Below are 12400 nucleotides of genomic sequence, written 5' to 3'. Positions count from 1 at the left end.
GCGTTCTTTTGATCGTCTCGATATATAGTGCGCCGCGGGTTTTGTTATGGAGACATCCCATTGCGTATCGTTTTTCTTTTCTCGGCCTGGCTATTGAGCTTTGGCGCCCTGGCGGCGCCCGGTGATCTGGCGACGCTGGACCGCAGCACCTGGCCTGAGAAACTCAGCAGCCCGACCCTGTTCGACGTGGCATCGCGGGCCGAAATCCTCATGTTTGCGCGAGTATTGCTGGCCAGCGAATCGCTGGATGAACCCGCACTGGCCCAACGCCTGGGGTTGCGCAAAATCAATCTGGAAGCGGTCAACCAACTGCGCCAGCGCCTGTGGCAGCGCTTGTTGACCAACTACAACTTCGCCCAGCAAAGCTGCGATCAGGATGCGTCTTTCTGTTTCCTGGTCGAAGACATGGAGACCTTGCGCGGGCAAGCAGCCAAGTTCCTGGTCAGCGACGACAGCTACTACATCAAGTGGGCCGAACCGAGCCGGTTGTTCCACGCGCAGTACCTGGACGAGCAACTGCGCAAGGCCGCCCTGTTTCCGCAGACCAGCAGCGAAGTCGATCGTTTTGGCGACTATGAGCACAATGGCGATGCCATGCATGACCGGCTGTTTTTGTTGACCTTCGACAGCGCCGCCAACATCGCGCCGGACAACACCGGGTGGGCTGCCGAGTACCTGCGCAAGATGAACATGAGCGGCACGTTCTTCGTTCTCGGCAAGGACATTCAGGCGCGCCTGGCTGCCGACTCGGTGGCCAGCCTGCAAGCGATGTATTCACAGCAATGCATCGGCGTGCAGGGCTGGGAGTTCCGCTCTCACAGCCATTGGCAGGACTGGCAGGACTCGGTGCGACGCAGCGTCGAACTGGTCAAGAGCAAGTTGCCGGAGAACTACGTGCCACTGTTTCGTCCACCTGATGGCCAACGTCGCTCCGATGCCGAAGGCTTCTTCAATGCCCAGGGCTTGCAGGTGGCGTTGTGGGATATCGATGCTCAGGACGGGGCGGGCAAGCTCAAGGGCAACCCGAGCGCGCAACGGGTGTTGACGCTGATGCTGCTGTGGCGCCACGGCGTAATCAATTTCAATGTGAAACAGGACGCGGTGAAAACGGCGATACCCTGGCTCATCACGCAAACGGCGCAAAGCGGGATCGGTTGGGAAGACTGTCAGGACGGTTTTCGCTGAAACGCAGCGAATTGGCACAAGCGCCGTAAACATTGGGTTTGGGGCGTTTTTGGGAGGGATTTCGATGCAGGCGGACTTCCGACTTTAACGGGGTGATGGCAGTCCGCCAAGTGCTATTGGTCATTCTGAAAAATAAACTTCAAAAAAGCGTCAAAGTACTTTTTTCTGTCACACGTTTTGGAGTATTACGAAGACAGACCGCCGAAACCTGCAACACAGGTGGCGTCTTCCAAGACCCGTTTGTTTGCAGTCACTTGACTCTCCGCAGGTGAGATTCGGCAGTCACTTCGAGGCGCAGCACCGCCAAGGTATTGCGTCTACTGGCTCCCACAAAGGTGACCGAGTATGGATGATCACGGACGTAGCTCTTCTTCCAACCAGCCAATCCTTTATGTACTCGATACCAACGTATTGATTCACGATCCAAACGCGCTGCTCAACTTCGAAGAACACCACGTTGCCATCCCGATGACCGTCCTTGAAGAGCTCGACAAGCTCAAGAGCGGGCATCACAGCGTGGCTGCGGAATGCCGTCAGGCCATTCGCCTGATCGACAAGACGCTGGGCGATGCCAGTCCTGAAGACGTCGAGCTGGGTGTACCGATCCAGCGTGGCAAAAGTGGGCCCAAGGGTTTGCTGTCAATTCTGATGAGCAAACGCGCCGAACCGAACATCATTCTTCCCGAACACCTGAACGACAACATCATCATCAACCAGTTGATCGACCTGCACGCGCGCGCGCCCACGTTGCCCGTCGTACTGGTCACCAAAGACATCAACATGCGCCTCAAGGCCCGGGCGTGCGGGATTGCGGCCGAGGACTACAGCACCGACCAACTGGTTGATGACGTATCGCTGCTGCCCAACGGTTACCACAACATGACCGGCTCCTTCTGGGACCTCGTCAAGAATGTCGAAACCCGCCAGGATCACGGCCGCACCTGGCACCAGGTGAGAATGATCGACAACCTGCCGGCTGTGCACATCAACGAGTTCATCATCGACGAACAGGGCTTTGTCGGCTGGATCAAGGAAATTGACGAAGACAAGCTGCTGATTCTCGACCTGCACCAGGAACCGCTGCTGCATCAGGAGGCCTGGGGCCTGAAACCGCGTGACATCTATCAGAGCCTGGCGCTGTACGCCTTGCTGGACCCGGATATCCACCTGGTCAACCTGTCCGGTGCTGCCGGTTCGGGTAAAACCATCCTGGCCCTGGCTGCGGCGATCGAGCAGACCATGGTCAGCAAACGCTATCGCCGGATCATCGCGACCCGTAGCGTGCAGGGCCTGGACCAGGAGATCGGCTTCCTGCCCGGTACCGAAGCAGAAAAAATGGAGCCGTGGCTGGGCGCCATCACCGACAACCTCGAAGCCTTGCACATGGATGATGAAAACACCCATGGCAGCGTCGACTACATCCTCAGCAAAGTGCCGTTGCAGTTCAAATCCCTCAACTACATTCGAGGCCGCAGCTTCCAGCAGAGCCTGATTTTGATCGATGAATGCCAGAACCTGACACCGCACCAGATGAAAACCATCATCACCCGTGCCGGTGCCGGTTCCAAAGTGGTGTGCCTGGGCAACCTGGCGCAGATCGACACCCCTTACCTGTCCGCGACCAGCTCCGGGCTGACGTACCTGACCGAACGCTTCAAAGACTTCCCCAACGGTGTGCACATCACCCTGCAAGGGGTGCCTCGTTCGATTCTGGCCGAGTACGCTGAATCGCATTTGTAACTGCTCCACCCAAACCGGGCGGCCCCAAAGGTCGCCCGGTTTTTTATGGATGAATGCAAGCCTGTAGGCGCGTGGCTTGCCCGCGATGCAGACACCGCGGTGCATCAGACATAACGCGTTGATCCCATCGCGGGCAAGCCGCGCTCCCACAAGGTTCAATGTGATCTTGCAATCAAACGTGCGGAAAATTGACCCACAGGTTTACAATCGACGCTCCTGATCAGGAGTAACCCTGTGCTGACTCATCTCGATTCCCAAGGGCGCGCCAACATGGTCGACGTCACTGAAAAAGCCGTGACGTTCCGTGAAGCGACGGCCCAAGCGCTGGTGCGCATGTTGCCCGAAACGTTGCAGATGATCGTCAGCGGCGGTCACCCCAAGGGTGATGTGTTCGCCGTGGCGCGTATCGCCGGCATTCAGGCGGCGAAGAAAACCAGCGATCTGATTCCACTGTGCCATCCGCTGATGCTGACCGGCGTCAAAGTCGAGCTCAGTGCCGAAGGTGACGATACCGTGCGCATCGTCGCGCGTTGCAAGTTGTCCGGGCAGACGGGCGTCGAGATGGAAGCGCTGACTGCTGCCAGCGTGGCGGCACTGACCATCTACGACATGTGCAAGGCCGTGGATCGCGGCATGACCATCGAAAGCGTGCGCCTGCTGGAGAAGGTCGGCGGCAAGAGCGGTCATTTCCAGGCGGATCAGCCATGAACGTTACCGTGAAGTTTTTCGCGCGCTACCGTGAAACGCTCGGCGTGGATTCGGTCAAGGTTGAGGGGGATTTCGCCACGGTCGACGACGTGCGTGCGCTGCTGGCCCAGCGCGACGGTGCCGACGTATTGAACGAGCAGAACCTGATGTGCGCCCGCAATGAAGACCTTTGCCAGCTCGACGAGCCGGTGAGCGATGGCGATGAAGTGGCTTTCTTTCCAACCGTGACCGGGGGCTGATCCATGGCGATTCGCGTGCAGTCCACGGCGTTCGATCCGGGCGCTGAAGTCAACGCCATGCACGCTGCCAATGTCGGCGTGGGCGCGGTGGTGAGTTTTGTCGGCTACGTGCGCGACTTCAATGACGGACTCGATGTGGCCGGGATGTTTCTTGAGCACTACCCGGGCATGACCGAAAAAGCCCTCGGCAAGATTGCCCTCGAGGCCGAGCAGCGCTGGCCGCTGTTGAAGCTGGAAGTGCTGCACCGCATCGGCGCCCTGGAACCGGGCGAACCGATCGTCTTCGTCGGCGCCGCCAGCGCCCACCGCCAAGCCGCGTTCGATGCCTGCGCCTTTGTCATGGACTACCTGAAAACCCGTGCGCCGTTCTGGAAGAAGGAAAATACCCGCGATGGCCCGCGTTGGGTTGAGGGGCGTGACAGCGATCATGCGGCGGCGGATCGCTGGAAGAAGTAGTTCCTGCAGCGTACTCAAGCCCGTCTTCGCGAGCAGGCTCGCTCCCACAGTTGATCTTCATGAACACACTGTTTGTGTACGATCCAGATCCCCTGCAGGAGTGAGCCTGCTCGCGAAGGGGCTATCAGCTCCACCGCAAAACGCCCTGATTCACTGCCCGACCACCGGCCGCAGCGAACTGCGCACACCCGATTGACGCTTTGTACATTAAAGTCCAGTATGGAATTATAAGTACAAAAAAGGCGTCCCCTGTTTCTGCTCTTTCTTCTGTCTTGCCAAACCAACAACAACCCGCGAGAGAACGAACATGAAGAAATTCCCCCTCATCACCGGTCTGGCCCTGAGCCTGTTGGCGTGCACCAGCGTGTTTGCCACCGAGAAAGCCCTGCGCATCGGTATCGAAGCCGCTTACCCGCCGTTCGCCTCGAAAACCGACGAGGGCAAAATTGTCGGTTTCGACTACGACATCGGCAACGCGTTGTGCGCACAAATGAAGGTCCAGTGTGTGTGGGTCGAAGGCGAATTCGACGGTCTGATTCCTTCCCTGAAAGTGAAGAAAATCGACATGGCGCTGTCGTCCATGACCATCAATGAAGACCGCAAGAAGTCGGTGGACTTCACCCACAAGTATTACTTCACTTCGTCGCGCCTGGTGATGAAGGACGGCGCGGTGGTCGATGACCAATACGCCAGCCTCAAAGGCAAAACCGTTGGCGTGCAGCGCGCGACCACCACCGACCGTTATGCCACCGAGGTGTTCGAACCGAAGGGCATCAACGTCAAGCGCTACGGCAACAACGAAGAAATCTACATGGACCTGGCCGCCGGTCGCCTCGATGCGATTTTTGCCGACACCATCCCGCTGAATGACTTCCTGTCGATGCCGCGTGGCAAGGGTTACGCGTTTGTCGGGCCGGAGTTGAAGGACCCGAAATACGTGGGCGAGGGCGCGGGGATTGCGGTGCGCAAGGGCAACACTGAATTGGTCAGTGAATTGAACGCGGCGATTGATGGCATTCGGGCGAGTGGCGAGTATCAGAAGATTTCGGACAAGTACTTCAAGTCCGATATCTACGGCGACTGATAGTCCGTCATCGCGGGCAAGTCGAATCGTCGCACCGCCGGCTCCCACATGGGTTCTGTGTCAAACACAAATCCTCTGAGGGAGCCGGCGGTGCGACGATTCGAGGGCCCGACCAGCCAACACAATCTCAGCCTTTCAATTCTTTCAAATGCTTGTAAACCGTCGCCCGGCCCATGTTCAGTACATTGGCCACATAGTTCGACGCGCTCTTGCCCTTGAAAGCGCCTTCGGCGTGCAGCGCCAGCACCAGTTCGCGTTTATGGTCGCGTGTCAGCAGGTTCAGGCTCAGCTGGCGCTCACGCAGCCAGGCATGCAGGAAAGTATTGATGCGCTCCTGCCAGTCATCACGAAACAGTGAATCCGGTTGCGGGATCAGCTTGCTCGGCGACAGGAACAGGTCGAGCGCCGCCTTGGCATTCTCGAACAGCGAGATGTTCAGGTTGACGCACAACACGGCCAGCGGATGACCTTCGCTATCGCGCAATACGGTGCTCAAGCTGCGAATCTTCTGGCCGTCCCAATTGAGCTTTTCGTACGGCCCAATGTTGGTTTCGCTGACATCGTCGCTGAGCATGTCCTCCAGCGCCGCGTCATCGCCGATTTCCCGTTTCGACAGGTTGTTGGCGATGTAGTCGATCTTCTGCGTGCGCAGGTCGTGCAGCACCACCTCGGCATGAGGAAAGAACAGCGTGGCGATGGCATCGGCGATCGCTCGGTAATTGTCCAGCGCCGGGTCTTTTTCAGGTGCGTTCATACAGTGGAGCTCCAGGCAGCGTCAGCGCCCGGTAAAAACGGGCGCTGGAAGTTTGCCGTAATCGTGGCGACACGTCACCTGAACAGGCGATCAGCCGAGGCGAGCCAGGGAAAGCATGTCGGCGTCCAGACCGAAACGCGTGAGCTGCTCGGGCAAGCGTTCACCGCGTACCAGCGCTGCGCTGGCCTGGCCCATGGCCGGCGAAGTCTGGATGCCATAGCCGCCCTGTGCCGCCACCCAGAATAAGCCCGGGACCTGCGGGTCGAAGCCGGACAGTAAATCGCCGTCGCTGACAAAACTGCGCAACCCGGCCCAGGTGCGGGTCGGGCGGCGAATGGTCAGGGTGGTGGCTTCTTCGATCTGGTAAATGCCCATGGCGATGTCCAGTTCCTCCGGCTGTACGTCATGCGGTTCCACCGGGTCGGCGTTGGCCGGCGAGCCGAGGAACATACCGGCGTCGGGCTTCATGTAGAAAGACTCGTCGAGGCTGACCAGCATCGGCCAATGGTGGATGTCCACGCCCTCGGGCCCGGCGAAGATGAAGGCGGCACGCCGTTTCGGTTGCAGGCCCAACGGTTTGGCACCCGCCAGCTGACCGATTTTGTCAGCCCAGGCACCGGCGGCATTGATGATGACGGGGGCGCTGAAGGTCTGGCCATTGGTGGTGACTTGCCACACACCGTCAGCATCGCGGGTCAGGCTTAGCACTTCGGTGTCGGTAATGACTTCGCCTTTGTTGCGTCGGATGCCGCGCAAGTAACCCTGGTGCAGGGCATCGGTGTCGATGTCGCTGGCGGTCGGGTCGTAGATCGCGCCGTGGACTTTTTCCCGCCGCAGGATCGGCAGGCGCGCGCAAGCGTCATCGGCGCTGAGCAGTTGCATCTCGGGCACGGTGGCTTTGGCGCTGAGGTATTGATTATTGAGCTCGGCCGGGTCGCCGGTGAAGTCCACGGTCATCTCGCCGCGCGGTGTCAGCAGTGGGTGTTCGCAGAAGCCGGCAGGCGGCGCGTCGAAGAAGTCGCGGCTGGCCTGGGTCAGCGCGCGAACCTGGGGTGTGCCGTAGGCGGCGGTGTAGAGCGCGGCGGAGCGTCCGGTTGAGTGATAGGCCGGATGGGATTCGCGTTCTAGCACAATCACCCTGGCCTGCTGCGACAGCCAAAAACCGGTGGAAGCCCCGGCAATCCCGCCGCCGATGATGATGAAGTCTGCCTGGCTCATGAACGTCTCCTGTGGGGCGCAAATGCCATTGATAGATAGGAACCCTGTGGGAGCCGGGCTTGCCCGCGATTGCATCGCCGCGGTGTGCCTGACAGAGCGTGGCGCCTGCATCGCGGGCAAACCCGGCTCCCACAAGGGGGCGTGGTGTTAATGCTGTAGGTGATAGATGGCATTCGCCAGTGCGATGTCTTCCAGTCCCAGGCCGATGGAGCGGAAGAACACCGTCCGGTGGTAGTCGGGGCGTTGTACCTTGCCGCTCAGCAGGTCGGGCAGGTCGCCGACTATCGAGTGCTTGTCCCAGCCATGCCGCTCGCCAGCAATCAGCATCTCGCCCGCCGAACCCGGCGTGGTCAGACGATAGTCGCAGAACACCTGCATGTCATTGAGACTCTGCGGCGGTACTTCGTGGGCGCGCGGGGCGTTGGTGCTGATGGAGGTGATCAGCGCCGGTTTGCTCAAGATAGCCGGGTCGATCACCGGGCCGGCGGAAGAGGTGCACAGCATGATCACGTCGGCGTTCTGAATGGCCGCTTCGCGGCTGTCGACAATGGTCAGACGAGGATCGAGACGCTGGAGCTGCGCCAATACTTCGGGGTTTTGCTCGCTCAGGCTCGGCGAGTAGAGGCTGATGCTTTGCCAGTCGCGCAGGCCTTTGACGTAGTGCAAGTGCGCCTGGGCGACTTTGCCGCTGCCGATGATCGCCAGGCGCTGCGCCGTCAAAGGCGCCAGTGCATCAACAGCGACAGCGGTGGTTGCCGCCGTGCGTGCGGTGGTCAATTCACCGGCATCGCACAGTAGCAGCGGCTGGCCGGTCTGCATCGACATCAGCAGCGTCCAGGCAGTCACCAGCGGGCCTTGTTCGCGCACGATGTACGGTGAGGTTTTAACCCCGTAGACGCCATCTTGCGCCAGTACGCCGAGGTAGTTGATGAAGTCGCCCGCACCCTGAGGGAATTCCACCAGTTGCTGCGCCGGTTGCACCGCTTGCCCGGCCGCCAGATCGCGAAACAGCTTACGCAGGATTTGCGGCACGTCGACCTTCGCCAGCAGTTCGCGGGCCTGAGGCTGGGTGATCACATAAGGCGTACTGGACATGGTCGGCTCCGGAAGCTGCAAGTAAACTAATTTGTCTATTATGGACTTTTAGTTGCGTTGGGCAAGCGCTTGTAAAAAAGCGGGGCGAAAAAAAAGCGCAGTCCGTTTCCGGCTGCGCCTCTTTCTGACAATTCCCGGTTACGGGCGTTTGCGCTCAACCGCCCGCAGTAGATGCGTCGGCGGTGTTTCACAGCTGATCTTGCGGCCCAGCAGCGCCTCGATGGACGGTAGCTGGTAGGAGTCGTCTTCACCGGCAAAACTGATGGACACGCCATCGGCACCGGCGCGACCGGTACGACCGATACGGTGTACGTAGTCGTCCGGAACTTCCGGCAGGGTGAAGTTGATCACGTGGCTGATGCCGTCGATGTGAATGCCGCGACCGGCGACATCGGTGGCGACCAGCACGCGAATCTTGCCCTCGCGGAATCCTTCCAGCGTCTTGATGCGCTTGTGTTGCGGTACATCGCCGGACAGTTGCGCGGCGTTGACGCCATCGCGCACCAGGCGTTCTTCGATGCGGCGCACTTCATCCTTGCGGTTGGCGAACACCATTACCCGTTCCCAACCGTTGTCGTTGACCAGGTTGTAGAGCAGTTTGTATTTGTCGGCACCGGCAACGGCGTAGATGTGCTGCTCGACGTTTTCGCTGGCCACGTTCTGCGACTCGATCTCGACGATCGACGGGTCGGTGGTCCATTGCTTGGCGAGGTTCATCACGTCTTCGGTGAAGGTCGCGGAGAACAGTAGCGTCTGACGCTCGTTCTTCGGCGGTGTCTGGCGAATGATCTGACGCACTTGTGGGATGAAACCCATGTCGAGCATCCGGTCGGCTTCGTCCAGCACCATCACTTCGACCATGTCCAGGTGCACGTCGCCGCGCTGGTTGAAGTCGAGCAGGCGGCCCGGGGTGGCCACGAGGATGTCGCAGTGACGGGCTTCGAGGTGCTTGAGCTGCTTGTCGAAGTCCATGCCGCCGACAAAGGTCATGACGTTGAGGCCGGTGTACTTGGTCAGGTCGGCCGCGTCTTTGGCGATCTGCACCACCAGTTCGCGGGTTGGCGCGATGATCAGCGCCCGTGGTTCACCCATGTAGCGCTCTTTCGGCGGCGGGGTTTCCAGCAGTTGGGTGATGATCGAAATCAGGAACGCGGCCGTTTTGCCGGTGCCGGTCTGGGCGCGACCGATGGCGTCTTTGCCCGCCAAGGTAAAGCCAAGCACTTGCGCCTGGATCGGCGTGCAGTACGGGAAGCCCAGGTCCTGGATGGCGTGCATCAGTTCTGGGGCGAGTTTGAAATCGTGGAAGCGGGTTTTGCCTTCCTGGGGTTCGACGACGAAGTCTTCGAGTTTCCAAGGGATAACTGGCGCTTTTGGCTTCGGTTCACGACGTGGTTTTGCAGGTTTCGGGGCTTCGCTGAGCGGTTGTTCCGCTGCGATGACCTCGACAGGAGGGGCGGCCGGTGTGGTCACTGGCTCGTGTTTCGGTGCCGCTACCGCAGCGGTCCGGCCAGGCTGATGACCGTCGGTGCGGTGGCTGGGGATGTGAGACGGAGCGCTGGCGACTGGGGCGAGCTGCTCAACCTCGCTTTTACCGAACATCTTTTTGAGTGCTTTGAGCACGGTCATCTCATCAATTGGTTAAGGAATGTACGCCGGCCAGTGTAATGCAAGAAACGGGCGCGGCGTAGCGGGATGATCAAAGGAAGGCTTTTAACGCAAGCGCTCGGCGAGCCAGGTGCCAATATCGCTAATTTCTTCGGGTAACACTTCGTGGCCCATTGGGTATTCCTGCCATGTCACGGTGACACCACGCTGCTTTAAATGCTCATACGCAGAACGGCCCATGGCGTTTTGCACCACGTCATCGTACCGACCGTGCAAGCACAGCACCGGGATACGCTGTTGGCTGGCGGAAAGCTCGAGTGCATCGCTGAACGTCGGCGCGTAGGTGGAGAGGGCAAGTACGCCACCCAGCGCCCCCTGCCATTTCAGGAAGGCCGTGTGTAATACCACGGCACCGCCCTGCGAAAAGCCTGCGAGAAAAATCCGCGAGGCGTCTATTCCAACGGCTCGCTGCACTTCGATCAATTTAACGACCCGTTGCGCTGACTCCTCCAGTTGCTCGCGGTTGATCGCGCGCGCCGGGCTCATGGCCAATATGTCGTACCAGCTCGGCATCTCGTAGCCACCATTAATGGTGACGGCGCAGGTCGGCGCCTGAGGCAGGACGAAGCGTGTGGTCAACAGGCTTTCCTGCAGGGCTTCGGCCACCGGCAGGAAGTCGTAGCGGTCGGCGCCCAGGCCGTGCAGCCAGATAACGCAAGCGTCTACGGGCTTTACGGGTTCAAGAATAAGGGGCTCGGTCATGGCTGCTCCATTGTTGTGCGTGCGCTCTTATTGGGTGCGAGATCCCAGTGCGCCTCAGGTTGATCAGTTAAGAAGATGTCGCAAGGCTACAAGTTTTGCTATTGACCTGTCGCGCAATCGGTTCAGCCAGCGGTCTGGTACGGGCTTTGCTATGGGAAAGCGGTGCAACCCATCTCGCCTCTTGCGGTAACACTATCAGTGTACTGCTGACGGCGAGATAGCAAAGAATCCGGTGATGGATGTTCGCCAGTGGCCGTTACGGGCTTCGCGAACGTGAAAGGGCTACAGCCCGTTCGGCCGATTGGTGAGAAGTGAGTTATCCATGATGTGGATTTTCTCCTACTAGACTCATAGCGCAGGTCCTACGTCGGTTGACCCCAAAAAAAGCCAACTCGGGTCGATTACGCCTCAAAAGGGTGCGGCAGGACTCAAGCTCCGACACAACAAGAGCAAAACTGGAGGTTTGAATGAAGATGTTGAAATCCACCCTGGCTATCGTGACTGCAACCGCAGTACTCGGTATCAGTGGGTTCGCTCAGGCGGGTGCAACCCTGGATGCAGTGCAGAAGAAAGGTTTCGTACAGTGCGGTGTCAGTGATGGTCTGCCGGGCTTCTCGGTTCCAGACTCCACCGGCAAGATCGTTGGTATCGATGCTGACTACTGCCGCGCCGTGGCGGCTGCAGTGTTCGGCGATGCAAACAAAGTCAAATTCAGCCAGTTGAATGCCAAGGAGCGTTTCACCGCTCTGCAATCCGGCGAAATCGACATGCTGTCGCGCAACTCCACCATGACCAGTTCCCGTGACGCGGGCATGGGCCTGAAGTTTCCTGGCTTCATCACTTACTACGACGGCGTGGGCTTCCTGGCCAACAGCAAGCTGGGCGTGAAAAGTGCCAAGGAACTGGACGGTGCAACCATCTGCATTCAAGCCGGTACCACCACCGAGCTGAACGTATCCGACTACTTCCGTGCCAACAACCTGAAGTACACCCCGATCACTTTCGACACCTCCGATGAAAGCGCCAAGTCGCTGGAATCCGGTCGTTGCGACGTGTTGACCTCCGACAAATCCCAGCTCTACGCACAGCGCAGCAAGCTGGCTTCGCCGAAAGACTACGTGGTTCTGCCGGAAACCATTTCCAAAGAACCTCTGGGTCCAGTCGTGCGTAACGGCGACGACGAGTGGCTGGCCATCGTTCGTTGGGTTGGCTACGCCATGCTCAACGCCGAAGAGGCAGGCGTGACTTCCAAAAACGTGGTTGAACAAGCCAAGTCGACTAAAAACCCAGACGTTGCTCGTCTGCTCGGCGCTGATGGCGAGTACGGCAAGGACCTGAAACTGCCGAAGGACTGGGTCGTCAAGATCGTCAGCCAGGTCGGCAACTACGGTGAAGTCTTCGAGAAAAACCTCGGCAAGAGCACTCCGCTGGAAATCGACCGTGGCATGAACGCCCTGTGGACCAACGGCGGCATTCAATACGCACCACCAGTGCGCTGATGGTTCTATCACCCGGTGGGCCAACCACCGGGTGATGTTCTGTTCCATTACATCC

12 protein-coding genes are annotated in these 12400 nt (G+C 59.2%); 7 read left to right on the top strand and 5 right to left on the bottom strand.

Annotated elements, in window-relative coordinates:
- The first annotated feature begins 60 nt into the window (after positions 1-60).
- The 6 genes from H8F22_RS08625 (at position 61) to H8F22_RS08600 (ending at position 5412) form a co-directional block, all read left to right on the top strand.
- Positions 61-1185 carry a polysaccharide deacetylase family protein gene (locus H8F22_RS08625; RefSeq protein WP_194939955.1) on the top strand — a complete coding sequence of 375 codons (1125 nt, stop codon included), beginning with the start codon at positions 61-63 and terminating at the stop codon, positions 1183-1185.
- A 345-nt stretch (positions 1186-1530) separates the two neighbouring features.
- Positions 1531-2925 carry a PhoH family protein gene (locus tag H8F22_RS08620; RefSeq protein WP_027924849.1) on the top strand — a complete coding sequence of 465 codons (1395 nt, stop codon included), beginning with the start codon at positions 1531-1533 and terminating at the stop codon, positions 2923-2925.
- A 234-nt stretch (positions 2926-3159) separates the two neighbouring features.
- The gene (moaC, locus tag H8F22_RS08615; RefSeq protein ID WP_027924850.1) at positions 3160-3633 is read left to right on the top strand and encodes a cyclic pyranopterin monophosphate synthase MoaC; all 474 of its coding nucleotides are present in this window, start codon (positions 3160-3162) and stop codon (positions 3631-3633) included.
- Positions 3630-3872: a molybdopterin converting factor subunit 1 gene (moaD, locus tag H8F22_RS08610; protein WP_027924851.1), complete on the top strand. Its 243-nt coding sequence runs from the start codon at positions 3630-3632 to the stop codon at positions 3870-3872. The genes moaC and moaD overlap by 4 nt, the downstream gene beginning before the upstream one ends.
- 3 nt (positions 3873-3875) lie before the next feature.
- Positions 3876-4328: a molybdopterin synthase catalytic subunit MoaE gene (moaE, locus tag H8F22_RS08605; protein WP_027924852.1), complete on the top strand. Its 453-nt coding sequence runs from the start codon at positions 3876-3878 to the stop codon at positions 4326-4328.
- 307 nt (positions 4329-4635) lie between these two features.
- Positions 4636-5412 (top strand): ABC transporter substrate-binding protein, encoded by a 777-nt coding sequence (locus H8F22_RS08600; protein WP_027924853.1) that lies wholly within the window; start codon positions 4636-4638, stop codon positions 5410-5412.
- Between the two features lie 127 nt (positions 5413-5539).
- Here the strand turns inward: H8F22_RS08600 and H8F22_RS08595 are convergent, their stop codons facing one another.
- The 5 genes from H8F22_RS08595 to H8F22_RS08575 form a co-directional block, all read right to left on the bottom strand.
- A complete protein-coding gene (locus tag H8F22_RS08595) occupies positions 5540-6166 on the bottom strand; it encodes a helix-turn-helix transcriptional regulator (RefSeq protein ID WP_027924854.1) in 627 nt (208 codons plus the stop codon).
- A 90-nt stretch (positions 6167-6256) separates the two neighbouring features.
- Complete coding sequence (locus H8F22_RS08590) at positions 6257-7384, bottom strand: NAD(P)/FAD-dependent oxidoreductase (protein WP_027924855.1); 1128 nt, start codon at positions 7382-7384, stop codon at positions 6257-6259.
- 147 nt (positions 7385-7531) lie between these two features.
- A complete protein-coding gene (locus H8F22_RS08585) occupies positions 7532-8479 on the bottom strand; it encodes an ornithine cyclodeaminase family protein (RefSeq protein ID WP_027924856.1) in 948 nt (315 codons plus the stop codon).
- A 138-nt stretch (positions 8480-8617) separates the two neighbouring features.
- A complete protein-coding gene (gene rhlB, locus H8F22_RS08580) occupies positions 8618-10105 on the bottom strand; it encodes an ATP-dependent RNA helicase RhlB (protein WP_027924857.1) in 1488 nt (495 codons plus the stop codon).
- Between the two features lie 84 nt (positions 10106-10189).
- Positions 10190-10846 (bottom strand): alpha/beta hydrolase, encoded by a 657-nt coding sequence (locus H8F22_RS08575; protein WP_059181583.1) that lies wholly within the window; start codon positions 10844-10846, stop codon positions 10190-10192.
- Positions 10847-11313: 467 nt separating this feature from the next.
- On the opposite strand from H8F22_RS08575, the gene H8F22_RS08570 reads away from it, so the two are divergent.
- Positions 11314-12345, top strand: a complete 1032-nt coding sequence (locus H8F22_RS08570) for an amino acid ABC transporter substrate-binding protein (RefSeq protein ID WP_027924859.1) — start codon at positions 11314-11316, stop codon at positions 12343-12345.
- Positions 12346-12400: the final 55 nt, after the last annotated feature.

Source organism: Pseudomonas mucoides, assembly GCF_015461845.1.
Lineage (GTDB): Bacteria > Pseudomonadota > Gammaproteobacteria > Pseudomonadales > Pseudomonadaceae > Aquipseudomonas > Aquipseudomonas mucoides.
This window is presented reverse-complemented; position numbering and strand designations above follow the sequence as displayed.

What these genes read in the sequence shown, in the direction of transcription:
- H8F22_RS08620 (WP_027924849.1), top strand. Translation starts at nt 1,531, where the DNA reads ATGGATGATCACGGACGTAGCTCTTCTTCCAACCAGCCAATCCTTTAT.
- moaD (WP_027924851.1), top strand. Translation starts at nt 3,630, where the DNA reads ATGAACGTTACCGTGAAGTTTTTCGCGCGCTACCGTGAAACGCTCGGC.
- moaE (WP_027924852.1), top strand. Translation starts at nt 3,876, where the DNA reads ATGGCGATTCGCGTGCAGTCCACGGCGTTCGATCCGGGCGCTGAAGTC.
- H8F22_RS08600 (WP_027924853.1), top strand. Translation starts at nt 4,636, where the DNA reads ATGAAGAAATTCCCCCTCATCACCGGTCTGGCCCTGAGCCTGTTGGCG.
- H8F22_RS08595 (WP_027924854.1), bottom strand. Translation starts at nt 6,166, where the DNA reads ATGAACGCACCTGAAAAAGACCCGGCGCTGGACAATTACCGAGCGATC.
- H8F22_RS08590 (WP_027924855.1), bottom strand. Translation starts at nt 7,384, where the DNA reads ATGAGCCAGGCAGACTTCATCATCATCGGCGGCGGGATTGCCGGGGCT.
- H8F22_RS08585 (WP_027924856.1), bottom strand. Translation starts at nt 8,479, where the DNA reads ATGTCCAGTACGCCTTATGTGATCACCCAGCCTCAGGCCCGCGAACTG.
- rhlB (WP_027924857.1), bottom strand. Translation starts at nt 10,105, where the DNA reads ATGACCGTGCTCAAAGCACTCAAAAAGATGTTCGGTAAAAGCGAGGTT.
- H8F22_RS08575 (WP_059181583.1), bottom strand. Translation starts at nt 10,846, where the DNA reads ATGACCGAGCCCCTTATTCTTGAACCCGTAAAGCCCGTAGACGCTTGC.
- H8F22_RS08570 (WP_027924859.1), top strand. Translation starts at nt 11,314, where the DNA reads ATGAAGATGTTGAAATCCACCCTGGCTATCGTGACTGCAACCGCAGTA.